We start from the raw sequence: 24,502 nt of genomic DNA on the forward strand, positions 1-24,502 counted from the left end.
CTGCATGGCCGGGTGTTCCACAAGCCATGTACCTGCATCCCCTCATTGCCAATGTGCCTCCGGCAGAGCGCGAGGCGCTCGTCCAGAGCTGCGAGCTGCGTTCCTTCAGGCGCAACGAGACGGTGCTCGCCGCCGATACCTGGACCGACCGGATCTATTGCGTGGCCAGCGGCCTGCTGCGCGTCGTCGTCCACGGCAAGGGCAGCGCGCAAGGCACCGACGTCACCACCGACTTCATCCGGCAGGACGATTTCTTCATGGGGCCGTCCCTTGCGCAGGACGGCTACCAGGCCACGCAGACGCTGATCGCGGCGCTGCCTTCGGCCGTCTATCTGGTGCCGGTGGCCGCCATGCGGCGGCTGTGCGCCGCGCATCCCGAAGTGGCCATCGGCCTGCTCGGGCTCGCGATGAAGCGCATGGCCGTGGTCAGGGGCCAGCTGCGCCGCATCTCGGCACTGTCGGCCGAAGACCTGGTGAGCCGCGTGCTGCACCAGCTCACGCTGCTCGCGCCGGCGAGCGCGGGCGGATACGACAAGCGCATCACCCAGTCGGTGATCGCCTCCTACTCGGGCCTTTCGCGCGAGGTGGTCAACAAGACCATGCGCGCGATGGAGAACCGCGGCCTGGTTCGCAGGGACGAAGACGGCGTGCACGTGTCGCCCGACTTCGCCGCCACCGACTTCGGCGAGCTGCGGCCGGCCGAGCCCGGCCTTTCCGGCGCTGCGGTGCAGCAGCCGGATGGCCCGATGCTGCCGCCGCAGTTGTTCGATTCGCTGCGCATGCGCGGGGAGCGCGACTCCGGAAACGACTGAGCCCCCCATGTTTATGTGTTTCGCCGACGGGCTCTGGTGCGCATCATGCAGGCATGTATCTGCACCCCCTGATGGCGGGACTTCCGCCGGCGGAACGAGAGGCGCTCGCCGAATGCAGCAGGCCTCGTTCCTACAAGCGAAACGAAGTCCTGCTGGCGGCAGGCGATACGACCGACCAGATCTATTGCGTGGCCAGCGGCCTGCTGCGCGTGGTCACGCCGGGCCACGCCGAAGGCTCCGAGATGACGACGGAGCTCATCGGTCCGAACGACTTCTTCTTCGATCTCTCGATCCGGGAAGACCGCTACCGGACGAAGCAGACGCTGATCGCCACCTTGCCTTCGTCGGTGTTCCTCGTACCCATCGCGAAGATGCGCGGCCTCTGCGTGCGTCGTCCCGAAGTGGCGCTGGGCCTGCTCGGGCTCACGATGAAGCGCATGAACGTGCTGCGCGACCAGTTCCGCCGCATCTCCGTGCTTCCCGCCGAAGACCTGGTGCTGCGCGTGCTGCATGAACTCACCCGCCTCGCACCGATCGGCCCGGGCGGATACGACAAGCGCATCACGCAGTCGGTGATCGCCTCGTACTCCGGGCTCTCGCGGGAGATGGTCAACAAGATCATGCGCGCCATGGAAATCCGCGGGCTGGTGCGTCGCGACGAAGACGGCGTGCATGTGGCCGAGGATTTCGTCGCTACCGACTTTGCGTAGCCTTCGCCCTCGGGCCCGGTGTTTCGAACGGGCCGCAGGTGCGGCAGCCGCGAATCAGCCGTGGCGTTCTTCCGCCAGCGTCTCGGAAGGCCGTTCCCCGAAGCGCGCACGGTACTGCGCCGCGAAATGTCCCAGGTGAAGAAAGCCGTACTTCTGCGCCACCTCGCGTACGCCGGCTCCGTTGGCTCCGGCTGATGCCTGCAGTTCGGCCCGCACCCTCTCGAGCCGGGTCTCGCGCAGGAACTCCATCGGACCCTGTCCCGCATGCTGGCGGAAGGCCAGCTGCAGGGCCCTCGCGCTGCACCCGACCTCGCGGCAGACATCGGCCAGCGACAGAGGCTGGTCGGCATGCGCCTCCATGTACTCCTGGGCCCTGCGGACCACGCGCGGCAGCAGGCTGCGCCGCTGGGTGTCGCCGGCGAGGGCGCGGGAGTGGTTGTGTCCGGCCGACATCAGCAGGCTGGCCATCAGGTACGCCTCGGCGTGCTCGGCCAGCGGGCTGCCGGCCTGCAGCGCATTGCCGGCGTCGAGCGTGAGTCGCAGGTAGTCGATGAAGTGCACCAGCGGCGCGAGCGCGGGGTTGTCCAGCGGCACGCCGAGGTCGAACACCAGGTGTTGCCGGACGGGTGCCTGCAGCAGCGATTCGAGCCGCGAGAGCAGGGCGGGGCGCGCCAGCCGCACGATCAGGTGCGGGCTGTCGTCGGCCCAGCGCATCGACAGCAGCTCGGTGGGCGAGGGCAGCGACGCGAGGCGGGGCGTGGCGTCCACCTGCTGCGCGCCGCAGCGGATCTCGGCCGCGCCGCGCAGCGGAATCTGCAGCAGGAAGAAGTCCTGCAGGTAGCCGGGGTCGATCTGCACGCCGGGGCCGTACTGCACGTAGTTGAGGCTCACGTCCCGGTGCAGCCGGGCGCTGTGGTGGCAGGCATCGAGGTCGGCGCGGGGGCGCAGGGTGACCAGGCCGTGCGGGCAGAACACGCGTGCCACGCTTTCGCGGGCTTCGTCCACGTCGTGGCTCTCGAAGAGCCGGTAGCGCTGCAGCGGCAGCTGTGGGGTCGCGGCGGTTTCCATGGGGCGAGGGCACCGTAGCAAAAACCGCTCCTGCCCACAATTCGGGCAGTCCCTCGGCACCTCTGCACGCCCCGGGCCAGAAAACTGCGCGCCAGGGACACGGCCTGCGTTTGCGGGATCCGCCGCGGGCTCTCCTCCCCATAACGTTCGCTCCACAGGCCGCCCGGCCTGTTGCCCGATGTTCGATCAACCGAGGAGAGCAAGCGTCATGTTCAAGGGACTCGAAGGCAGGAGCGCCATCGTCACCGGCGGTTCCACGCTGATAGGCGCCGGCGTGGTGCGTGCACTGCACGCGGCCGGCGTGAAGGTCGTCATCGCCGACATCGATGCCAGCAACGGCCAGCCGCTGGCCGATTCGCTGGGCGCCGGCGCGCGCTTCGTGCGCACCGACATCACCGACGACGCCCAGGTGAAGGCCTGTGTGGCGGAGGCGGCCGAGCGCCACGGCGGCGTGCACTTCCTTATCAACCTGGCCTGCTCGTACGTGGACGACGGTTTCAAGTCGCCGCGCGCCGACTGGCTCACCTCGTTCAACGTGAACGTGGCAAGCGCGGTGGCGATGCTGCAGGCCGTGCATCCGCACATGGTGGCGGCCGGCGGCGGGGCGGTGGTCAATTTCACGAGCATCTCGTCGAGCGTGGCGCAGACGGGCCGCTGGCTCTATCCGGTGAGCAAGGCCGCGATGGCGCAGCTCACCCGCAACATGGCGATGGATCTTGCGCCCGACCGCATCCGCGTGAACAGCGTGTCCCCGGGCTGGACATGGTCGGCCGTGATGAACCAGCTCACCAACGGCGACCGCGCCAAGACCGACCGCGTGGCCGCGCCCTTCCACCTGCTGGGGCGCGTCGGCGACCCCGACGAGGTGGCGCAGGTGGTTCTGTTCCTGTGCTCCGACCACGCGAGCTTCGTGACCGGTGCCGACTATGCGGTGGACGGCGGCTACTCCGCCATGGGCCCGGAGCAGGCCGTGCCCGCCATTCCCAAGCTGATGGACTGACCCGCTCCACGCGGAGCATCGAAGGAGCATGAAATGAAGCGAATCGCCATCGTCGGCGCGGGCCAGTCGGGCCTGCAACTGGGTCTCGGACTGCTCGCCGCGGGCTACGAGGTCACGATGTTCAGCAACCGCACGGGCGAGGACATCCGCCAGGGCAAGGTCATGTCCAGCCAGTGCATGTTCCACACCTCGCTGCAGATCGAGCGCGACCTGGGCCTGGACCACTGGGCGAGCGTGTGTCCCACGGTGGACGGCATTGGCCTGGCCGTGCCGCATCCCGAGCAGAAGGGCGCCAAGGTCATCGACTGGGTGGCGCGGCTCAATTCGAGCGCGCAGTCGGTCGACCAGCGAGTGAAGATCCCGGCCTGGATGGACGAATTCAGGAAGAAGGGCGGTGAGCTGGTCTTCAAGGACGCGGGCATCGACGAGCTCGAGACCTGCACGCAGAGCCACGATCTCACGCTGGTGGCCAGCGGCAAGGGCGAAATCTCCAGGCTCTTCGAGCGCGACGCGCACAAGTCCACCTACGACAAGCCGCAGCGCGCGCTGGCGCTGACCTACGTGAAGGGCATGAAGCCGCGCGAGCCGCACTCGGCCGTGTGCTTCAACCTGATTCCAGGTGTGGGCGAATACTTCGTCTTCCCGGCGCTGACGACGACGGGCCCCTGCGAGATCATGGTGTTCGAGGGCGTGCCAGGCGGCCCGATGGACTGCTGGGCCGACGTGAAGACGCCGCAGGAGCATCTGGCGCGCAGCAAGTGGATCCTCGACACCTTCACGCCGTGGGAGGCCGAGCGCTGCAGGGATATCGAACTGACCGACGACAACGGCATCCTCGCAGGCCGCTTCGCGCCGACGGTGCGCAAGCCGGTGGCAACGCTGCCCTCGGGCCGCAAGGTGCTGGGCCTGGCCGACGTGGTGGTGCTCAACGACCCGATCACGGGGCAGGGATCGAACAACGCGGCCAAGTGCGCCGACACTTATCTCAAGAGCATCCTCGCGCGCGGCGACGACCCGGCCGACGCCGCATGGATGCAGCAGACCTTCGACCGCTACTGGTTCGGCTACGCGCAATGGGTCACGCAGTGGACCAACATGCTGCTGGCCCCGCCGCCGCCCCACGTGCTCAACCTGCTCGGCGCCGCCGGCGCGATGCCGCCGCTGGCCAGCGCGTTCGCCAACGGCTTCGACGATCCGCGCACCTACTTCCCGTGGTTCGCCGATCCGGACGAGGCCGGGCGCTACATCGAGACCTGCGCGGCGGTCGCCTGACCGACGCCGGAGCGAAGGCATGAAGCGACGCGTGGCCATCGTCGGCGCGGGGCAATCCGGCATGCAGCTCGCGCTGGGACTGCAGCGTGCCGGGCATGAGGTGACGGTCTTCTCGAATCGCGCCCCGCGCGAGATCTTCGAGGGGCCGGTGATGTCCAGCCAGTGCATGTTCGAGACAGCGCTGCAGACCGAGCGCGAACTGGAGCTGGACTGGTGGGCCGACGAATGCCCGCCGGTGCAGGGCATCGGCATGGCGGTGCGCAATCCGGAAGGGGGCAAGGCCATCGAATGGAGCGCGATGCTGGACGGCCCCGCCCGGTCGGTGGACCAGCGGCTCAAGATACCCGCCTGGATGGCCGAGTTCGAGAAGCGCGGCGGCACCCTGGTGCTGCAGGACGTGGGGATCGACGAGCTGGAAGCCTGCGCGCGCTCGCACGAGCTCGTGGTCGTCGCGAGCGGCAAGGGCGAGATCTCGAGGCTCTTCGAGCGCGACGAGGCGCGGTCTCCTTACGACAAGCCGCAGCGCGCGCTGGCGCTGACCTATGTGAAGGGCATGAAGCCGCGCGAGCCTCATTCGGCCGTGTGCTTCAACCTGATCCCCGGCGTGGGCGAATACTTCGTGTTCCCCGCGCTGACCACCACGGGCCCCTGCGAGATCATGGTGTTCGAAGGCGTGCCCGGCGGCCCGATGGATTGCTGGGAGGACGTGAAGACGCCGCAGGAGCATCTGGCGCGCAGCAAGCGGATCCTCGAAACCTTCCTGCCTTGGGAAGCCGAGCGCTGCAGGGATATCGAGCTCACCGACGACAACGGCATCCTCTCGGGCCGTTTCACGCCGGTGGTGCGCAAGCCGGTGGCGACGCTGCCCTCGGGGCGCAAGGTGCTGGGCCTGGCCGATGCGATCGTGCTCAACGACCCGATCACGGGGCAAGGCTCCAACAACGCCGCCAAGTGCGCCGACATCTACCTGAAGCGCATCCTCGAGAACGTCGACGCGCCCTTCGACGCCGAATGGATGCAGCAGACCTTCGACCGCTACTGGGAAGGCTACGCCCGCTGGGCCACGGACTGGACCAACAGCCTGCTCGCCCCGCCCCGGCCCCACCTGCAGAAGCTGCTGCAGAGCGCCACCCACATGCCCGCGGTGGCGAGCACCATCGTGAACGGCTTCGACGACCCGCGCGCGTTCGCGCCCTGGTGGTTCGACGCCGCGCAGGCCGACCGCTTCCTGGAGGACCGGGCGCGCGAGGCGGCCGTCGACCGCTTCGACCGGCGCGACTTCCGCAGGGCGCTCGGGCAGTTCAGCACCGGCGTCACCGTCATCACGACGCGGGCCATCGACGGCCGCCGCGTGGGCATGACCGCCAACTCGTTCTCCTCGGTCTCGCTCGATCCGCCGCTGGTGCTGTGGAGCCTGGCGCGGCAGGCGCCGAGCGTGGCCGACTTCACCGGCGCCAGCCACTTCGCGATCAACGTGCTGGCGGCGAACCAGCATCACCTGTCACGGCAGTTCTCCACGCCGCAGCCGGACAAGTTCGGTGGGGTCGACTGCTGCGAGGGCACGGCCGGCGTGCCGCTGCTCAACGGCGTCATCGCCCGCTTCGTGTGCCGCAACGTGAGGCAGTACGACGGCGGCGACCACCTCATCTTCATCGGCGAGGTCGAGCGCTACGAGCGCTTCGACGGCGAGCCGCTGGTCTTTCACTCGGGCTACTACCAGGTGACTACGCGGCACCCGGAGTGCGTGCAATGAGCGCGCAGCCTGAACCACTCACCCAATGAACGGAGCAATTCACATGCAGCAAAAAGCCACCGACACCACGCGGCAGGTCCGCATCCAGGCCACCGATGGAAGCGGCAGCTTCAGCGGCTATCTCGCCGTGCCGCGCTCGGGCACCGGCCCGGGGTTGGTGCTGGCGCAGGAGATCTTCGGCGTGAACGCCACGATGCGCGAGGTGGCCGACTACTACGCCGAAGAGGGCTACGTGGTGCTCGTGCCCGACCTGTTTTGGCGGCAGGAGCCCGGCGTGCAGCTCGGCTACTCGCCGGAAGACTGGCAGCGCGCCTTCGCCCTCTACCAGGGCTTCGACGAAGCCAAGGGCATGGAGGACATGCAGGCGTCCATCACCGCCTTGCGCCAGCGGCCCGAAGTGCAGGACGCCAAGGTCGGCGTGCTCGGCTTCTGCCTGGGCGGCAAGCTCGCCTACCTCAGCGCCTGCCGCACCGACGCCGACGTCGCCGTCGGTTACTACGGCGTGGGCATCGACGCCGCCCTCGACGAAGCCGACAACATCAAGCGCCCCCTCACGCTGCACATCGCCGAGCTCGACAAGTTCTGCCCGCCCGAGGCGCGCGAGCGCATCGTCGCGGCACTCAAGGGACGCCCCGGCGTTTCGCTGCACGTGTACCCGGGCATGGACCACGCCTTCGCCCGCCTGGGCGGCGAGCACTTCCACAAGCCCTCGGCCCTGATGGCCCACGAGCGCAGCATCGCCACGCTGAAGGGCGCCATCGGCCCGCACTACGACCTGCCCGCGCTTTGGGACAAGCACTGCGAGTACGAGTTCGGCACCCGCAACGTCGACGACACCATGTCCACCATGGTGGCCGAGCCCTACGTCAACCACATCCCGACCATGACCGGCGGGGTGGGCTACAAGGCGCTGCACGCGTTCTATACGAACCACTTCGTCAACAGCAACCCGCCCGACACCTCGCTGGTGCCGATCTCGCGCACGGTGGGCGCCACGCAGGTGGTCGACGAGATGCTGTTCTGCTTCACCCACACCACCGAGATCCCGTGGATGCTGCCGGGCGTGGCACCGACCGGAAAGCGCGTGGAGATCCCGCTGCTGGCGGTCATCAAGTTCCGCGGCGACAAGCTCTATCACGAGCACATCTACTGGGACCAGGCCAGCGTGCTGGTGCAGGTGGGGCTGCTCGATGCGAAGCTGCTGCCGGTGGCGGGCGTCGAGACGGCACGCAAGCTGCTGGACGAGACGCTGCCTTCGAATACGCTGATGAAGCAGTAGGGCAGAGGCTGAAGCCCTGAGGGCTCAGCCCGAAGCCTTCACCGCGTCGACCAGGAAGCGCACGAAGGCCCTTGCCGCATCGGGCAGCGACCGGCCCGCCATGGTTTCGATGGCGAGGTGCCGCTCGTGCATCTCGCGGTCCTTCAGGGGAATGGCGACCAGCGCCTTGCTCTGCAGCAGCGTGCGGATCGACAGCGGGCCGTAGAAGGCGATACTGCCGCCGCCAGCCGCCGCGAAGCTCAGCAGCGAATTCGCGTGGTTGCTGGACATGGCCAACTCGTAGCGCAGCTCCTGCCGCGAGCAGCTGGCATCGAGCAGCCGGCGGATGGAGCTGTCTTCCTGCGGCAGCCCTAGCGGATACGCCACCACCTGTCGAAGCGACAGCTGCCGCTGCTGCGCGAGCGGATGGTCCATGGCCATCACGGCGAGGATGGGGCTCGGGTGCCGCAGCTCGACCTCGACGCCCGGTTCGGGCAAGGCGGCCAGGGTGATGCCGACGTCGGCTTCGCCATCGCGCACCAGCCGAGAGATGTCGGCGGGCGCGCAGACCTCCAGGTGAAAGCGGATGCCCGCGTGCTTGAGGCGGAACTGCGCGATCAGCCTGGGAATGAAGTCGAAGGCGAAGCCCTCGGTGCTCGCCACGCGCACGTGCCCGGTGCGCAGTCCGCGCAGGCCGGCGATGTCGTTGGCGACGCGCTCGATGTCCTGCTGCGCGCGCTTGGCGTGCGCGGCCAGCAGCTCACCGGCGGCGTTGGGCACCATGCCGCGCGCATGGCGCTCGAAGAGCAGCGTGTCGAGTTCGCGTTCCAGCCGCGCCACCTGCCGGCTCACGGCCGATGGCGCCACGTTGAGCTTGAGCGCGGCTTCCTTCACCGAACCGGTCTTCACGACCTCGAGGAAGTAGCGGACCGCGGGTTCCTGCAGGGCACGAGGCGACGGCATGAATGGCTCCTGCGCGTGGGTGGAATGGATGCTGTCGATTGCCGATTCGGCAACGCAGAATTCTAAACATTGCGCTTGTGACACCGGCATGACGATCCTAGGATGAACTCGTTCGCACCTCGAACCCCCGTCATCCAGTCGAAATTCCAGGAGTTCCGATGAACCGTCTCCCGCTCGTGGCGCGCATGGCATTGCTTTGCTGCAGCCTTGGATTTGGCGCCGTGCCGCTGACTTCTCTTGCCGCCGAGACGGGCTTTCCCGCCCGGCCGGTCACGCTGGTGATTCCCTTCCCGCCCGGCGGCGCCACCGACGTCAACGGCCGCGTGATCGCGCAGCGGCTGGGCAAGGAGCTCGGGCAGCCGGTGGTGATCGAGAACCGCGGCGGCGCCGGCACGGTGGTCGGCGCGAGCTACGTGGCGAAGTCCGCGCCCGACGGCTACACGCTGCTGCTGAGTTCGGGCTCCACCTTCACCGTCAATCCGGCGATCCGCAGCAACCTGCCCTACGACCCGGTGAAGAGCTTCGAGCCGATCGGCATCGCCGGACGTGTCGCGCTGATCCTGCTGGCGAACAGCGAAGTGCCGGTGCAGACGGTCAAGCAGTTCGTCGAGTACGTGAAGGCCTCGCCCGGCAAGTATTCGTACGGCTCCTTCGGCACCGGCACCACCGCGCAGTTCGCGGGCGAAACCATGCTGCATGCCACCGGCCTGAAGATGACGCATGTGCCCTACAAGGGCAGCGCACCGGCCATGACCGACCTGATGGGCGGCCAGATCCCGTTCAGCATCGACACGGTGAGCGCGGCCGTCCCACAGCTCAAGAGCGGCAAGATCAAGGCCATCGCGCTGACCACCGCGCGGCGCTCGGCGCTGCTGCCCGACGTGCCCACCTTCGCCGAGAGCGGCTATGCCGAGGTCGACATGGATTCGTGGCTCATGCTGGCGGCACCGAAGGGCGTGCCCGCCGACGTGAAGGCCAGGCTGGAGAAGGCGCTGGCCGCGACGATCGCCGATCCGGAGACGAAGACCAAGCTGCTGGCCGCTGGCCTGGAGCCGAGCTACAGCAACGCCGCCGCGAGCGTCGAGCTGATCAACCGCGAATTGCCGATCATGCGTGCCGTCGCTGCGCGCGCCAACATCACCGCCGACTGATGAGCTTCACCAAAACCACGCACGACACCGCCACGGAGCTCGTCGAGAAATCCGCCGTCGAGCTGCGCCGCCTCATCGGCAGCAAGGAAGTCTCGCCCGTCGAACTGCTGGAGGCATGCATCGCGCGCATCGAGCGCGTGAACCCCTTCGTCAATGCGGTGACCGCCACCTGCTTCGAGCGCGCGCGTGCCGAGGCTCGCGAGGCGGAGAACGCCGTGATGCGCGGCGACACGCTCGGCCTGCTGCACGGCCTGCCGATGGGCGTGAAGGACCTGGAGCCCACAGAGGGCCTGCTCACGACCTGGGGCTCGCCGATCTACCGCGACCATGTGCCCACGGAAGACATCGAACTCGTGGCCCGCCTGCGCCGCGCGGGCGCCATCGTCGCCGGCAAGACCAACGTGCCCGAGATGGGGGCGGGCGCCAATTCGCGCAACGACGTGTGGGGCGCCACCGGCAACCCCTTCAATCCGAACCTGAACGCAGGTGGCTCTTCCGGCGGCTCCGCGGCCGCGCTGGCCTGCGACATGCTGCCGGTGTGCACCGGCTCCGACACCGGCGGTTCGCTGCGCATTCCCGCGGCCAAGTGCGGCGTGGTGGGCTTCAGGCCTTCGCCCGGCGTGGTGCCGAGCGTGCGCAAGCCTCTGGGCTGGACGCCCATCTCGGTCGTCGGGCCCATGGGCCGCACCGTGGAGGAAGCCTGCCTGCAACTGGCGGCATCCGCGGGCATGACTGCGGGCGATCCGCTGAGCTATCCGCTCGATCCGCTGTCCTTCCTCGTGCCGCAGCGCGTCGACCTCGGCAGGCTGCGCGTGGCGTGGACCGAAGACTTCGGCACCTGCGCAGTGGACAACGACATCCGCGCCACCTTCCGCCGGAAGATCGAAGCCATGCGGCACCTGTTCGTCCGCTGCGACGAGGTCAGCTTCGACATGGGCGAGGCGCACCGCTGCTTCGACGTGCTGCGCGCTGAGGCCTTCGTCGCAGGGATGCAGGCGGCCTACGAACGCGACCCCGAAAGCCTGGGCCCCAACCCGCGCGCCAACTACGAGATGGGCGCGAAGATGAGCCTGCTCGACAGCGCCTGGGCGCAGGCCGAGCAGACGCGGCTTCTCAAGCGCTTCCAGCCGACCTTCGCCGACTACGACCTGGTGCTGTCGCCGACCACGCCGGTCTCGCCGTTCCCGTGGACGCAGCTGTACGCCGCAACCATCAACGGCGAGCCGCAGGCCAACTACTACCGCTGGCTCGCACTGACCTACGTGGTCACGCTGACCACGCACCCGGCCATCTCGCTGCCCTGCGGCGTCGACCACGCGGGCATGCCCTTCGGGCTGCAGATCGTCGGCGGCTTCAGGGCCGACCACCAGCTGCTGGGCGCGGCGCATGCGATGGAGGCGGCGTTCGCACCCGACCCGCGCCTGTGCCGGCCGATTCCCGACCTGAGCGCGTTGCGCGCGGCAGAACCGGCGCTGAAGTCGATCGTGAAGACGCCGCCCGTCTTCGGCGACAGTCGCCTCGCCGCGTCCGAAGCCGTGTCGGCCGTCTGAGGCGGCGCCCTACGCGTCCGCCACCGCGTAGGGCGTGAACCTGCTTTCGTTCTCGTTCACGTCCAGCGCCCGCCCGATGAACGGGAACGCCCGCTGGGGGCAGGCCGTGCGCTCGCACACCTTGCAGCCCATGCCGATGGGCGTGGGCACCTCCTGGTCGGCCAGGTCGAGGCCCTTGGAATAGATCAGGCGCGGCGCGTGGCGGATGTCGCAGCCCAGGCCGATCGCGAAGGTCTTGCTGGGCGAGTCGAAGCCGCGCTGCCCGTGCGACACCGTGCGCGCCACCCACAGGTAGGTGCGTCCGTCGGGCATGCGCGCGAGCTGCCTCAGCACGCGACCGGGCTGCGCGAAGGCCTCGTACACGTTCCACAGCGGGCAGGTGCCGCCGGTCTTCGAGAAGTGGAAGTGCGTGGCCGACTGCCGCTTCGAGATGTTGCCCGCGCGGTCCACCCGGATGAAGAAGAAGGGCACGCCGGGCGCGCCGGGCCGCTGCATGGAGCTCAGGCGATGGCAGACCGTCTCGAAGCCCACGCCGAAGCGGCGCCCCAGCAGGTCGATGTCGTAGCGCAGGCTTTCCGCGGCTTTCAGGAAGAGTTCGTACGGCAGCAACACCGCGCTGGCGAAATAGTTCGCCAGCCCTATGCGGGCCAGCGCATGCGTCGGGGCGTCGTCGAAGCCGGCGCCTTCCAGCAATGACTCGATCAGCCGCGTCTGCTCCAGCAGCGCCAGCTGGGTCGCGAGCTGGAACGACTGCTGGCCCGGCTCCAGGCCGCCCGACAGGCGCAGCACGCGGCTGGCGGGGTCGTAGCGGCGCTGGCTGTCGATGGCGTCGTCTTCGGTGGGCACCACGCGCACGCCGTGCTGCTCCAGCAGCCGCTGCTGCAGCCATTCGGACAGCGGCCCGCCGTGGCCGCGCGCTTCTTCCGCGAGCCTTTCCGCCCGCAGGTCCAGCTCCTCGAAGTGGTTCTGGTGGGCGAAGAAGAAGTCGCGCACGGCCTCGAAGGGCATGGGGCGCGCGCTCGTGAGCTCGCCGCGTCCGTCGCCGAGTCCGGCGGCCATGATCTCGAGCCGCTCCATGGCTTCCTGGTGGCGGTGGTGCAGTGCGAGCAATGCGCGCGCCACCGCCGGCATCTGCGAGGCGACTTCGCGCAGCTCGGGCAGCGCGACGGCTTCTCCGCCGGGGTTGTCGGCCAGCGCGTCGCGCATGCTCGAGACGAGGCGGGCTTCCTCGTCCTCGGAGAACTGCTGCACGTCGATGCCCAGCGTGCGGCTGATCTTCAGCAGCACGGCCACGGTCAGCGGCCGCTGGTTCTGTTCGATCTGGTTGAGGTAGCTGGGCGAGAGCCCGAGCGCCTGGGCCAGCGCCACCTGCGTCATGCCGCGCTCCGCGCGCAGCTTGCGCAGGCGCACGCCCATGAATGTCTTGCTCATCGTGCGGCTCCTGGCGTATTTGCAATATTCGCAAATATCGCGTTTTCCATTCGCAATGATTGGCTGTTTCAGTCCTTCATTATGGCCACGCATTTGCGTAAATTGCGAATCCATGACAAACCAGAACGAGGCGGTCGAGCTCACGGAAATCGTGTTTCCCGAGCACGCCAACCACTACGGCACGCTCTTCGGCGGCAACGCGCTGATGCTGATGTCCAAGGCGGCCTTCCTGTGCGCGCGGGCGTTCGCGAAGTCCGACGTGGTAATGGCCCGTTGCGGCGACGCGCAGTTCCTCGCGCCCGTGCCGGTGGGCAACGTGCTGCATCTGCGCGGCTGGATCAGCCGCGTCGGCCGCAGCTCGCTGACGGTCTGCGTGAGCGGCACCGCGCAGCAGCTCGGGCGCGAGCCGCGGGCGGTGCTGCGGTCCTGGTTCGAGATGGTCGCCGTCGACGGCAACGGCCGGCCCGCGCGCATTCCCGGCGCCTACCTGCATCGAGAGAAGGAAGAAGCATGAACGACATCGCAACCCCCACGGCTCCCGGCTTCAAGCCCAAGAAATCCGTGGCCCTGTCCGGCGTGACGGCCGGCAACACCGCGCTGTGCACCGTCGGCCGTACCGGCAACGACCTGCACTACCGTGGCTACGACATCCTCGACATCGCCGAGGTCTGCGAGTTCGAGGAAATCGCGCACCTGCTGGTGCACGGCAAGCTGCCCACCGCAGCGGAGCTGCGCGCCTACAAGGCCAAGCTGAAGTCGATGCGCGGCCTGCCCGCGAGCCTGAAGGAGGCGCTCGAGCAACTGCCCGCCGGCGCGCATCCGATGGACGTGATGCGCACGGGCGTCTCGTCGCTGGGCTGCATGCTTCCCGAGAAGGAAGACCACAACCTGCCGGGCGCACGCGACATCGCCGACCGGCTGATGGCTTCGCTCGGCTCGATGCTGCTGTACTGGTACCACTGGTCGACGCAGGGCAGGCGCATAGATGTCGAGACCGACGACGACTCCATCGGCGCGCACTTCCTGCACCTGCTGCACGGGCGCAAGCCTCCAGCGAGCTGGGAGCGCGCGATGCACACCTCGCTCAACCTCTACGCCGAGCACGAGTTCAATGCCTCGACCTTCACCGCGCGCGTGGTGGCGGGCACCGGCTCCGACATGTACTCGGCCGTCACCGGCGCCATCGGCGCGCTGCGCGGGCCCAAGCACGGCGGCGCCAACGAGGTGGCCTTCGAGGTCCAGAAGCGCTACGACTCGCCCGACGAGGCCGAAGCCGACATCCGCCGCCGGGTCGAGGCGAAGGAAGTCGTGATCGGCTTCGGCCACCCGGTCTACACCGTGAGCGACCCGCGCAACGTGGTCATCAAGGGCGTGGCGAAGTCGCTGTCGCAGGAGGCCGGCTCGACCAAGATGTTCGACATCGCCGAGCGGCTGGAGGGCGTGATGTGGGAGGCCAAGAAGATGTTTCCCAACCTCGACTGGTTCAGCGCCGTGAGCTATCACATGATGGGCGTGCCCACGGCGATGTTCACGCCGCTCTTCGTCATCGCGCGTACCTCGGGCTGGGCGGCGCACATCATCGAGCAGCGCGTCGACAACAAGATCATCCGGCCGAGCGCCAACTACACGGGCCCGGAAGACCTGAAGTTCGCGCCGATCCAGGATCGGAAGTAAAAAGCGAAGAAGAGACGAGACAAGCCAAGACGAAGAAGAGGCCCGAGCGCCGCCCCATGAACACCCAATACCGCAAGAAGCTCCCCGGCACCTCCCTGGACTATTTCGACGCACGCGAGGCCGTCGAGGCCATCCGCCCGGGCGCCTGGGCCACGCTGCCCTACACCTCGCGCGTGCACGCCGAGAACCTCGTGCGCCGCTGCGACCCGGCCATCCTCCGGCAGAGCCTGACGCAGATCGTCGAGGGAAAGAGGGAGCACGACTTTCCGTGGTTTCCGGCGCGCGTGGTGTGCCACGACATCCTGGGCCAGACCGCACTGGTCGACCTGGCGGGCCTGCGCGACGCCATCGCGGAGCAGGGCGGCGACCCGGCGCAAGTGAACCCGGTGGTGCCGGTGCAGTTGATCGTCGACCATTCGCTGGCGGTGGAGTGCGGCGGCTTCGACCCCGATGCCTTCGAGAAGAACCGCGCCATAGAAGACCGGCGCAACGAAGACCGCTTCCACTTCATCGACTGGACGAAGCGGGCCTTCAGGAACGTGGAGGTGATCCCGCCGGGCAACGGGATCATGCATCAGATCAACCTGGAGCGGATGTCGCCCGTGGTGCATGCGCAGGACGGCGTGGCCTACCCCGACACGCTGGTCGGCACCGACAGCCACACGCCGCATGTCGATGCGCTGGGCGTGGTCGCCATCGGCGTGGGAGGACTGGAAGCCGAGAACGTGATGCTGGGCCGGGCCTCGTGGATGCGCCTGCCCGTCATCGTCGGCGTGAAGCTCTCGGGCCGGCCGCAGCCGGGCATCACCGCCACCGACGTGGTGCTGGCGCTGACCGAGTTCCTGCGCAAGTCGAAGGTGGTGGGCGCGTACCTCGAGTTCCACGGCGAGGGCGCGGCCAGCCTCACGCTCGGCGACCGCGCGACCGTCTCGAACATGGCGCCCGAGTACGGCGCCACGGCCGCGATGTTCGCGATCGACCAGCAGACCATCGACTACCTGCGCCTCACCGGCCGCAGCGACGAGCAGGTGCGGCTGGTCGAAACCTATGCGAGGCACGCCGGCCTGTGGGCCGACGCGCTGAAGGACGCGGTGTACGAGCGCGTGCTGCACTTCGACCTGTCGACCGTCGTGCGCAACATGGCGGGCCCGTCGAATCCGCATGCGCGCGTGGCCACCATCGAGCTCGCGGCGCGCGGCATCGCGGCGCCATGGCGCGACGAGCCGGGCCGCATGCCCGATGGCGCCGTGATCATCGCGGCCATCACCAGCTGCACCAACACCAGCAATCCGCGCAACGTGATCGCCGCCGGCCTGCTGGCGCGCAACGCCAACCGGCTGGGCCTCGTGCGAAAGCCGTGGGTCAAGTCGTCGCTGGCACCGGGCTCGAAGGCGGTGACGCTGTACCTGCAGGAGGCCGGCCTGATGGGCGAGCTCGAGAAGCTCGGCTTCGGCGTGGTGGCCTACGCCTGCACCTCGTGCAACGGCATGTCGGGCGCGCTGGACCCGGCAATCCAGCAGGAGATCGTCGATCGCGACCTGTACGCGACGGCGGTGCTCTCGGGCAACCGCAATTTCGACGGCCGCATCCATCCGTATGCGAAGCAGGCCTTTCTTGCCTCGCCCCCGCTGGTGGTGGCCTACGCCATTGCCGGCACCGTGCGCTTCGACATCGAGCGCGACGTGCTGGCAGTGGTCGACGGTAGGGAGGTGCGCCTGAAGGACATCTGGCCCGCCGACGAGGAGATCGACGCCATCGTGAAGTCGAGCGTGAAGCCCGAACACTTCCGGCGGGTGTACGAGCCGATGTTCGCCATCCAGCCGGACTCCGGCGAGAAGGTGGCGCCGCTGTACGAGTGGCGCCCCGCATCCACCTACATCCGCCGCCCGCCGTACTGGGAAGGCGCCCTGGCCGGCGAACGCGCGCTCAGGGGCATGCGGCCGCTGGCGATCCTGCCCGACAACATCACCACCGACCACCTCTCGCCTTCCAACGCGATCCTGATGGACAGCGCGGCCGGCGAGTACCTCCACAGGATGGGCCTGCCCGAGGAGGACTTCAATTCCTACGCCACCCATCGCGGCGACCACCTCACCGCGCAGCGCGCCACCTTCGCCAACCCCACGCTCAAGAACGAGATGGTGCGCAAGGGAGACGGCAGCGTGCGAGCCGGCTCGCTGGCGCGCGTGGAGCCCGAAGGGCAGGTCATGCGCATGTGGGAAGCCATCGAGACCTATATGCTGCGCAGGCAGCCGCTGATCATCGTGGCGGGCGCCGACTACGGCCAGGGTTCCTCGCGCGACTGGGCCGCCAAGGGCGTGCGGCTGGCCGGCGTGGAGGCCATCGCGGCAGAGGGCTTCGAGCGCATCCACCGCACCAACCTGATCGGCATGGGCGTGCTGCCTTTGGAGTTCAAGCCCGGTACCAGCCGCCTGACGCTGGGCCTGGACGGCACCGAAACCTACGACGTGAGCGGCGCGCGCGAGCCGCGTGCCGACCTGACGCTGGTTGTTCACCGCCGCAACGGCGAGCGTCTCGAAGTGCCCATGACCTGCCGCCTCGACACCGCCGAGGAAGTCTCGATCTACGAGGCCGGCGGCGTGTTGCAGCGCTTCGCGCAGGACTTCCTCGCCTCGAACGCGGCGGCGCCCGCCATCGCCTGAGCGGAGAATCGCGACACCATGGCTTCTTCCTTCGCACCGCAGATCAGGATCCCCGCCACCTACATGCGCGGCGGCACCAGCAAGGGCGTGTTCTTTCGCCTGCAGGACCTGCCCGAGGCCGCCCGCGTGCCCGGCAGGGCGCGCGACGCGCTGCTGCTGCGCGTCATCGGCAGCCCCGACCCCTACGGCAAGCAGATCGACGGCATGGGCGCCGCCACCTCGAGCACCAGCAAGACCGTCATTCTTTCGAAGAGCGAGCGGCCCGGCCACGACGTGGACTACCTCTTCGGCCAGGTGTCCATCGACCAGCCCTTCGTCGACTGGAGCGGCAACTGCGGCAACCTCTCGGCGGCAGTCGGCCCCTTCGCCATAACCAACGGCCTCGTCGACGCGATCCGCGTGCCGCGCGACGGCGTGGCGGTGGTGCGCATCTGGCAGGCCAACATCGGCAAGACCATCGTCGCGCACGTGCCCATGGCCGGCGGCGCGGTGCAGGAGACCGGCGGCTTCGAGCTCGACGGCGTGACCTTTCCGGCCGCCGAGGTGCAGCTCGAATTCATGGACCCGGCGGCGGAAGAAGAAGGCGCGGGCGGGGCGATGTTCCCGACGGGCCGGCTGGTCGACGAGCTCGAGGTGCCCGGCGTCGGCACGCTGCGCGCGACGATGATCAACGCGGGCATCCCGACTGTCTTCGTGGAGGCGCAGGCCGTCGGCTACACCGGCACCGAGCTGCAGGACGCGATCAACGGCGACGCCAGGGCGCTCGCGGTGTTCGAGGCGATCCGCGCGCACGGCGCGCTGAAGATGGGCCTCATCGGGGACATCGCCGAGGCGGCCAAGCGCCAGCACACGCCCAAGGTCGCTTTCGTCGCGCCGCCGAAGGACTACACGGCCTCCAGCGGCAAGGCCGTGCGCGGGGCGGACATCGACCTGCTCGTGCGCGCGCTGTCGATGGGCAAGCTGCACCACGCCATGATGGGCACGGCCGCCGTGGCCATCGGGACGGCGGCGGCCATTCCGGGCACGCTGGTCAATCTCGCGGCAGGCGGCGGCGAACGCGCGGCGGTGCGCTTCGGCCATCCCTCGGGCACGCTGCGCGTTGGCGCCGAGGCCCGCAAGAGCGGCGGTGAATGGGTGGTGACCAAGGCCCTGATGAGCCGCAGCGCCCGAGTGCTGATGGAAGGCTGGGTGCGCGTGCCCGGCGACAGTTTCTGATCGATTGGAAGTTCTTCGAATGTCTACCCGCAAGCAACTCAAGTCCCTCGCGCAGGCCCGCCGCGGCCTGATCGTGCCGGGCGCCTTCAACGCCTTGTCGGCCCGGGTCATCGAAGACCTGGGCTTCAAGGCGATCTACATCACCGGCGCGGGCGTCACCAACATGTGGTTCGGCATGCCCGACCAGGGCTTCATGGGGCTCGCCGAAATCGCAGACCACACCGCGCGCATCCGCGACGCGGTCTCGGTGCCGCTGCTCGTCGATGCCGACACCGGCTTCGGCAATGCCCTGAACGTGCGCCACACGGTCCGCACGCTGGAGCGCGCCGGCGCCGACTGCATCCAGTTCGAGGACCAGGTGGCGCCCAAGCGCTGCGGCCATTTCTCGGGCAAGGAAGTCATCTCCACCGAGGAGGCCGTGAGCAAGATCAAGGCCGCCGTCGACGCCCGCCAGGACCAGGACCTGCTGATCATGGCCCGCACCGACGCGGCCGCCGTCCACGGCTTCGAGGCCGCGGTCGAGCGGGCGCAGAAGTTCGCCGAGGCCGGCGCCGACATCCTTTTCGTCGAGGCCGTGACGAAAGAGGAGGAGGTCCGGGCGCTGCCGAAGCGCCTGGACAGGCCGCAGCTCATGAACATGGTGATCGGCGGCAAGACGCCGATCTTCAACGCGACCGAACTCGGCGAGTTGGGCTACGGCATCGTCCTGTATGCCAACGCGGCGCTGCAGGGGGCGGTGGCGGGCATGCAGAAGGCGCTGACGGTGCTGCGCGACGAGAAGGAAGTGCAGGAGTCCAGCGGGCTGGTCACGCCTTTTGCGGAGCGGCAGCGGCTGGTGGGGAAGCCGGAGTGGGATGCGCTGGAGAAGCGGTATACCTGATGGGCTGTGCGAGGCCTTGCATGCGAGGCCGAACCACCCAATCTCGCACCATCACTCAAATCGGATCTCAGCCACGGTAGGCGCATTCGGCTCCCTGGTTTGGGCATTCGCAATGCCACCGTCCTTTTCGTTCCTGAACCAGTAGCGACAGCCGGTTCGAGAGATCATCGTCACGCACATCGAGCCGTCGGGGTTGAGAACCCACTTGCCCGACGCCTTGCCGGGCCCGCTTTGATTGACAAAGTCGACGCGGCCATCCGAATAGAACTGCCAGCGCGACACCATGCCGGTCGAAAGATTGCTTGAAATGATGGGCTTGCCGATCAAGGTGGTCTCGATCTCGGCTTTGCTTAGAAACACGCGGCTCTGGACGGGGGCGGACTCCTCGGAGACGGCGGGCACGGCGGCAATGCAAAGCAGGGCGCTGATGGCATAGCGTGTGAACATGACATGCCTCTCTGACGTCGCGTAGTCGGCGTGCGTTCAGCCATGCGCGTGCGTCCAAGCGTCTGGTTGGCCTGTCGGTAGTGCCCGATGGTGTTACATGGCATTAACTAAAAAGCGCTAATTTTTGCGCGCTGGATCCGGCCGGTCCACGCGAACGAGGCCTGCTTCTTCCTGGACTCCACGGCCACGCCGGGAGGGGGCAAGATCGAGACGAGGAAGGCGGCGTTCTTTTTCGGCGATGACACGACTTGTGCTCCGATGGGCCCTCGGCAAGGTGACCGAAGGGCGTTGTGGGGTGGCTTACGCAAACTCCGTGGCAACGCGCCGGTGACGGCGGAAGAGCACTATGAGGGCAACGGTGCAGTGGTTTGTGTTGTGCTGTGTCGTGCGTACGGCGCTTGTAAATGGTCTGTTGATTCCCGCGCAGAGGTGACCCACGTTTCAGCTGAAGCTCGGCCCTTCTCATACCTCGGAGCGCAGGCCTTCGCTCCAGTGCATCGGCACGCGAATGGTCGAGGCCCCGGCTTCAGGGGCGAGCCACGCGTGCGGCTCGAGTCGGCCAGAGCCAACTGGTCAGGCTCACCGGCACAATTCGGCCAAGAGCCGACACCCTGGAAGCCAATGAAAATCCAAGTCCGACCAGCGACGGCAGGCGATGCGATCGACGCCTGCGATGTCATTCGAAGTTCAATCCTCGAGTGCTGTCACGACGACCACCGCGGCGACACGAAAGTGCTTCAAGGGTGGCTGCGCAACAAGACGCCTGATTTCGTGCGCATGGTCATCTCTTCGCCAAGCGCGTTCTCGGTTGTTGCCAGTGTCGACGGGGTGACGGTCGGATTCGGGTCGGCCTCGAGATCCGGTGAGGTGACGCTCTGCTACGTCGTGCCCTCCGTGCGCTTCGCAGGAGTGGGCAAGGCGCTGCTCACGGCAATCGAAGACGAGGCCAATCGATCGGGGGTCGAGGCTTTGCGCCTGGAGAGTACGCGTACAGCCCGGGAGTTCTATCTCCGCAACGGATTCGTTGCCGAAGGGCCTGCGGTCCTGGCCTTCGATATGGAGGCGCAACCGATGCGAAAGCAGCTCAGGCCCGAGGTCTAGTCCAGGACCGGACCTCACGTGAGGCGGCTTCCGCGAAGAAGAACGACACGAGTAGACTCCGCGGCTTTTCCTTTCCGCAGAGGTGCGACCCGCGATGGCTATCCTGGATGCCGGCCCCTATTTCCACGGCACGCGCGCGGACCTTCAGGTAGGCGATTTGCTCACGGCCGGCTTTCGGTCGAACTACGACGACAGCGTCGTCATGAACCACATCTACTTCACCGCCTGGCCCAAGGGCGCCGGGCTGGCTGCCGAGATGGCGAAGGGCGACGGTCGTGGCCGCGTCTACATCGTCGAACCCATGGGGGCCTGCGAGGACGATCCCAACGTCACCGACAAGAAGTTCCCGGGCAATCCCACGCGCTCGTACCGAAGCAGGGAGCCGCTGCGAATCGTCGGCGAACTGGAGACTTGGGAGCCCTTCGATCCGGAGTACATCCGGCAGCTCAGGGAGCGCGTGCGCGTTGGCATGGGAGAGATCATCAACTGAGCCCCGCCTGCCGTGCCCGCGCCACTTCGGCCGCTGCGAGGTATTCGTCGACAAGCAATGCTCCAGCGGAGCACCCCACTCGAAGGAGACTCTCATGGGACTTCTGACCTTCAGCCTCAACCTCACCCTGGACGGCTGCGTCGACCACCAGGAGGGAATCGCCGACGACGAGACGCACGCCTTCTTCACCAACCTCATGGATGAGGGTGGCGCGATGCTGTGGGGCCGCACCACCTACGAGATGATGGAGAGCTACTGGCCGGCGGTCGCCCGCGGCGATGTGGACGCGCCGCCGGCGGTGCGCGAATGGGCGGTCAAGCTGGAGATCAAGCCGAAGTACGTCGTGTCGTCGACGCGATCGGATTTCCCGTGGACCAACAGCCACCACGTCGCCGGCGACTTGCGCTCGGAGGTGCAGAAGCTCAAGGACGCGACCCCGGCAGGCGTGCTGCTCGGCAGCGGCAAGCTCGCGACCGAGCTGGACCGGCTGGATCTGATCGACGAGTACAGGTTCCTCGTCCATCCCAGGATCGCCGGCCATGGCCCGACCCTGTACCAGGGCGGACTGCCCTGTACGCGACGGCTCGAACTGGTCTCTGCGAATCCGCTCGGCAACGGCGTGGTCGCCATGCATTACCGGCGCGCGCGCGTCTAGCAAGCGGTTGCGGTGGACAGTCCGTTGCGCCGCCTGCCGCTGAACTAGAGCGTTGAACGCCTTGCTCAGTACGCGCCCTGCGACCCGGCAGGCGCAGGTGCCGCGGCAGGCGCACCGAGGAAATCCGCCGCCAGCCTGCGCGCCGCGCCGGCATACAGCAGCACATCCACCCCCACGGCCACGAAGGTGCAGCCGAGTTCGAGATAGCGCCGCGCCAGCTTCGGGTCTGAAGTCAGCGTGCCTGCCGCCTTGCCCGAGGCCACGATGGTCCGCATCGCGTTCTCGATGGCGGCCTGCACTTCGGGATGGCCGGGGCGTCCGCGATGGCCCATCGAGGCGGCGAGGTCGGCCGGTCCGATGAAGACGCCGTTCACGCCGTCGACCGCGCAGATCTGCTCGAGGTTGGAAAGCGCTGTCACTGTCTCCGCCTGCACCAGCAGGCAGACTTCGCCGTCGGCGATGTCGAGGTAATCGGAGCGCGCGCTCCACTGCGATGCGCGTCCGACCGCGCTGCCCACGCCGCGGATGCCGAGCGGCGGGTAGCGCGTGGCCGACACCAGCGCGCGTGCCTGCTCGGCGGTGTCGACCATCGGCACCAGCAGGTTCTTCGCGCCGATGTCGAGCAATTGCTTGATGAGCGCGGTGTCGCCCTGAACGGCGCGCACCACCGGCTGTGCGCGATGCGGCGCCACCGCCTGCAACGCGGCCAGCGTGGAGCGCAGGTCGTTGGGAGCGTGTTCGCCGTCGATCAGCAGCCAGTCGAAGCCGGCGGTCGCGCTGACCTCGGCCATGTACGGATCGGCCATGGAGAGCCAGAGGCCGACCTGCGGCTGGCGCGCGGCCAGGGCCGCCTTGAAGGAGTTGCTTGCGGGCATGCTTTCGAATCCGGGAAATGAGTGAGATGAATGAAGTCAGTCGAGCTGGCCCTGGCACACGTACTTGATGTGCATGTAGTCCTCCAGCCCATGCACCGAGCCCTCGCGGCCGTAGCCCGACTCCTTCACGCCGCCGAAGGGCGCCGCCTCGGCCGCCAGCGCGCCTTCGTTGATGCCCACGATGCCCGACTCCAGCGCATCGGCCACGCGCCAGATGCGCTTCACGTCCGTCGAATAGAAGTACGCCGCGAGCCCGAAGGGCGTCTCGTTGGCCGCGGCGATCACCTCCGCCTCGCTCTCGAAGCGCGTGACCGGCACCACCGGCCCGAAGGTCTCCTCGCAGCTGCACTCCATCGTCGAGTCGGCATTCACCAGCACCGTGGGCGCGTAGTAGTTGGGCCCGTCGCAGCGCGCATCGCGCAGCCGCTTGCCGCCGACCACCACGCGCGCGCCGCGGGAGACGGCGTCGCGCACGTGGCGCTCGATCTTGTCGACCGCGCGCGCGTTGATCATCGGCCCGATCTGCGAGCTCTCGTCGCTGGCCGGCCCGACCCGCAGTGCACCGACCCGCGCCGCCAGCTTGTCGACGAAGGCATCGTGCACCTTGGCCTGCACGAACACGCGGTTCGGGCACACGCAGGTCTGGCCGCCGTTGCGGAACTTGGCAGCCATCAGGCCTTCCACCGCCGCATCGATGTCCGCGTCATCGAACACGATGAAGGGTGCATTGCCGCCGAGCTCCAGCGAGAGCTTCTTCAGCGTGTCGGCCGAGCGGCGTGCCAGGTGCTTGCCCACGGGCGTCGAGCCGGTGAAGGTGATCTTGCGCACGCGCGGGTCGTCGAGCCAGGCGTCGACCACCTCGGGCGTGCGCTCGCGCGAGGCGGTCACGATGTTGAGCACGCCCGGCGGCACGCCGGCCTCCTGCGCCAGCTTCACCAGCGCCAGCGAGGTCAGCGGCGTGTCCTCGGCCGGCTTGCACACCACGGTGCAGCCTGCGGCAAGGGCCGGCGCGATCTTGCGCGCGATCATCGCGGCCGGGAAGTTCCACGGCGTGATCGCGGCGACCACGCCCACGGGCTCCCTCAGCGCGAGCATGCGCCGACCGGTCACCGGTGCGGGAATGATCTCGCCGTTGGCGCGCGTGGCTTCCTCGGCGAACCATTCGATGTAGCTGGCCGCGTAGGCGACCTCGCCGCGGCCCTCGGCCAGCGGCTTGCCCTGTTCGCGGGAGATGAGCCGTCCCAGGTCTTCCTGGTGCGCCATCACGAGGTCGTTCCAGCGCTTGAGGATCTGGGCGCGTTGCTTGGCGGGCACGGCGCGCCATGCGGGGAAGGCGGCGTGCGCTGCGTCGGTGGCCGCGCGTGCGTCGGCTGCATCGGAATCGGGAACCTGCGCGACCAGCGCGCCGGTCGCCGGATCGGTCACGTCGAGCGTGCGGCCGGAGACGGTGCGCAGCCACTCGCCGGCGATGAAGTTTTCGGTGCGTTGCAGGTCGGGGCGCAAGAGGGTCAGGGGCATGGGGGTTGCGTCTTGC

Annotated in this window: 22 protein-coding genes and 1 pseudogene; 17 read left to right on the top strand and 6 right to left on the bottom strand. The window is 68.2% G+C overall.

What is annotated here, in order from left to right; translation table 11 throughout:
- Window positions 1-26: 26 nt before the first annotated feature.
- Both EJP69_RS16590 and EJP69_RS16595 read left to right on the top strand, forming a co-directional pair.
- Window positions 27-812, top strand: coding sequence for a Crp/Fnr family transcriptional regulator (locus EJP69_RS16590; protein ID WP_126471516.1), 786 nt, complete (start codon window positions 27-29; stop codon window positions 810-812).
- A 53-nt stretch (window positions 813-865) separates the two neighbouring features.
- Window positions 866-1,522, top strand: coding sequence for a Crp/Fnr family transcriptional regulator (locus EJP69_RS16595; RefSeq protein WP_093209753.1), 657 nt, complete (start codon window positions 866-868; stop codon window positions 1,520-1,522).
- A 54-nt stretch (window positions 1,523-1,576) separates the two neighbouring features.
- Here EJP69_RS16595 and EJP69_RS16600 read toward each other — a convergent pair whose 3' ends face one another.
- Window positions 1,577-2,590 (bottom strand): AraC family transcriptional regulator, encoded by a 1,014-nt coding sequence (locus tag EJP69_RS16600; protein ID WP_126471518.1) that lies wholly within the window; start codon window positions 2,588-2,590, stop codon window positions 1,577-1,579.
- Between the two features lie 208 nt (window positions 2,591-2,798).
- Here EJP69_RS16600 and EJP69_RS16605 point away from each other — a divergent pair, with 208 nt between their 5' ends.
- From EJP69_RS16605 to EJP69_RS16620, 5 genes and pseudogenes are all read left to right on the top strand, one after another.
- Window positions 2,799-3,590 carry an SDR family oxidoreductase gene (locus tag EJP69_RS16605; protein WP_126471520.1) on the top strand — a complete coding sequence of 264 codons (792 nt, stop codon included), beginning with the start codon at window positions 2,799-2,801 and terminating at the stop codon, window positions 3,588-3,590.
- A 33-nt stretch (window positions 3,591-3,623) separates the two neighbouring features.
- Window positions 3,624-4,862: a styrene monooxygenase/indole monooxygenase family protein gene (locus EJP69_RS16610; protein WP_126471522.1), complete on the top strand. Its 1,239-nt coding sequence runs from the start codon at window positions 3,624-3,626 to the stop codon at window positions 4,860-4,862.
- A gap of 352 nt (window positions 4,863-5,214) precedes the next feature.
- Window positions 5,215-5,631: pseudogene (locus EJP69_RS30090) on the top strand (styrene monooxygenase/indole monooxygenase family protein); the annotation flags it as partial.
- 459 nt (window positions 5,632-6,090) lie between these two features.
- Complete coding sequence (locus tag EJP69_RS29880) at window positions 6,091-6,615, top strand: flavin reductase family protein (protein WP_240652178.1); 525 nt, start codon at window positions 6,091-6,093, stop codon at window positions 6,613-6,615.
- Between the two features lie 43 nt (window positions 6,616-6,658).
- Window positions 6,659-7,894, top strand: a complete 1,236-nt coding sequence (locus tag EJP69_RS16620) for a dienelactone hydrolase family protein (RefSeq protein ID WP_126471525.1) — start codon at window positions 6,659-6,661, stop codon at window positions 7,892-7,894.
- A gap of 24 nt (window positions 7,895-7,918) precedes the next feature.
- On the opposite strand, the gene EJP69_RS16625 is transcribed toward EJP69_RS16620, so the two are convergent.
- On the bottom strand, window positions 7,919-8,836 hold the full coding sequence (locus tag EJP69_RS16625; protein WP_093210060.1) for a LysR family transcriptional regulator: 918 nt from the start codon (window positions 8,834-8,836) through the stop codon (window positions 7,919-7,921).
- A 158-nt stretch (window positions 8,837-8,994) separates the two neighbouring features.
- Here EJP69_RS16625 and EJP69_RS16630 point away from each other — a divergent pair, with 158 nt between their 5' ends.
- On the top strand, window positions 8,995-9,987 hold the full coding sequence (locus EJP69_RS16630; protein WP_093210062.1) for a Bug family tripartite tricarboxylate transporter substrate binding protein: 993 nt from the start codon (window positions 8,995-8,997) through the stop codon (window positions 9,985-9,987).
- Complete coding sequence (locus EJP69_RS16635; protein WP_126471527.1) at window positions 9,987-11,537, top strand: amidase; 1,551 nt, start codon at window positions 9,987-9,989, stop codon at window positions 11,535-11,537. Before EJP69_RS16630 ends, EJP69_RS16635 begins: the two co-directional genes overlap by 1 nt.
- Before the next feature lie 9 nt (window positions 11,538-11,546).
- Here EJP69_RS16635 and EJP69_RS16640 read toward each other — a convergent pair whose 3' ends face one another.
- The gene (locus EJP69_RS16640) at window positions 11,547-12,968 is read right to left on the bottom strand and encodes a short-chain fatty acyl-CoA regulator family protein (protein ID WP_126471529.1); all 1,422 of its coding nucleotides are present in this window, start codon (window positions 12,966-12,968) and stop codon (window positions 11,547-11,549) included.
- A 112-nt stretch (window positions 12,969-13,080) separates the two neighbouring features.
- On the opposite strand from EJP69_RS16640, the gene EJP69_RS16645 reads away from it, so the two are divergent.
- From EJP69_RS16645 to EJP69_RS16665, 5 genes are read left to right on the top strand one after another with little or no spacing between them, the layout of a single operon-like run.
- Window positions 13,081-13,482 carry an acyl-CoA thioesterase gene (locus tag EJP69_RS16645; RefSeq protein WP_093307669.1) on the top strand — a complete coding sequence of 134 codons (402 nt, stop codon included), beginning with the start codon at window positions 13,081-13,083 and terminating at the stop codon, window positions 13,480-13,482.
- Window positions 13,479-14,642 carry a bifunctional 2-methylcitrate synthase/citrate synthase gene (gene prpC, locus EJP69_RS16650; RefSeq protein WP_093210068.1) on the top strand — a complete coding sequence of 388 codons (1,164 nt, stop codon included), beginning with the start codon at window positions 13,479-13,481 and terminating at the stop codon, window positions 14,640-14,642. The genes EJP69_RS16645 and prpC overlap by 4 nt, the downstream gene beginning before the upstream one ends.
- Window positions 14,643-14,698: 56 nt before the next feature.
- On the top strand, window positions 14,699-17,305 hold the full coding sequence (gene acnD / locus EJP69_RS16655) for a Fe/S-dependent 2-methylisocitrate dehydratase AcnD (protein WP_126471531.1): 2,607 nt from the start codon (window positions 14,699-14,701) through the stop codon (window positions 17,303-17,305).
- An 18-nt stretch (window positions 17,306-17,323) separates the two neighbouring features.
- Window positions 17,324-18,520: a 2-methylaconitate cis-trans isomerase PrpF gene (gene prpF / locus EJP69_RS16660; RefSeq protein WP_126471533.1), complete on the top strand. Its 1,197-nt coding sequence runs from the start codon at window positions 17,324-17,326 to the stop codon at window positions 18,518-18,520.
- 19 nt (window positions 18,521-18,539) lie between these two features.
- Entirely contained in the window at window positions 18,540-19,400 is an 861-nt protein-coding gene (locus tag EJP69_RS16665; protein ID WP_093210072.1) for an isocitrate lyase/PEP mutase family protein, read from the top strand.
- 51 nt (window positions 19,401-19,451) lie between these two features.
- Here the strand turns inward: EJP69_RS16665 and EJP69_RS16670 are convergent, their stop codons facing one another.
- Window positions 19,452-19,847 (bottom strand): hypothetical protein, encoded by a 396-nt coding sequence (locus EJP69_RS16670; protein ID WP_126471535.1) that lies wholly within the window; start codon window positions 19,845-19,847, stop codon window positions 19,452-19,454.
- 621 nt (window positions 19,848-20,468) lie between these two features.
- On the opposite strand from EJP69_RS16670, the gene EJP69_RS29500 reads away from it, so the two are divergent.
- The 3 genes from EJP69_RS29500 (at window position 20,469) to EJP69_RS16685 (ending at window position 22,093) form a co-directional block, all read left to right on the top strand.
- Entirely contained in the window at window positions 20,469-20,948 is a 480-nt protein-coding gene (locus EJP69_RS29500) for a GNAT family N-acetyltransferase (protein WP_170217138.1), read from the top strand.
- Window positions 20,949-21,042: 94 nt separating this feature from the next.
- Complete coding sequence (arr, locus tag EJP69_RS16680; protein ID WP_093307678.1) at window positions 21,043-21,438, top strand: NAD(+)--rifampin ADP-ribosyltransferase; 396 nt, start codon at window positions 21,043-21,045, stop codon at window positions 21,436-21,438.
- A 94-nt stretch (window positions 21,439-21,532) separates the two neighbouring features.
- Window positions 21,533-22,093 carry a dihydrofolate reductase family protein gene (locus EJP69_RS16685; RefSeq protein WP_126471540.1) on the top strand — a complete coding sequence of 187 codons (561 nt, stop codon included), beginning with the start codon at window positions 21,533-21,535 and terminating at the stop codon, window positions 22,091-22,093.
- Between the two features lie 65 nt (window positions 22,094-22,158).
- On the opposite strand, the gene hpaI is transcribed toward EJP69_RS16685, so the two are convergent.
- The gene (gene hpaI / locus EJP69_RS16690; protein ID WP_126471542.1) at window positions 22,159-22,968 is read right to left on the bottom strand and encodes a 4-hydroxy-2-oxoheptanedioate aldolase; all 810 of its coding nucleotides are present in this window, start codon (window positions 22,966-22,968) and stop codon (window positions 22,159-22,161) included.
- A gap of 36 nt (window positions 22,969-23,004) precedes the next feature.
- Window positions 23,005-24,486, bottom strand: a complete 1,482-nt coding sequence (locus EJP69_RS16695) for an NAD-dependent succinate-semialdehyde dehydrogenase (RefSeq protein ID WP_126471544.1) — start codon at window positions 24,484-24,486, stop codon at window positions 23,005-23,007.
- Window positions 24,487-24,502: the final 16 nt, after the last annotated feature.

Source organism: Variovorax gossypii (genome assembly GCF_003965815.1).
GTDB classification, from domain to species: domain Bacteria; phylum Pseudomonadota; class Gammaproteobacteria; order Burkholderiales; family Burkholderiaceae_C; genus Variovorax; species Variovorax gossypii.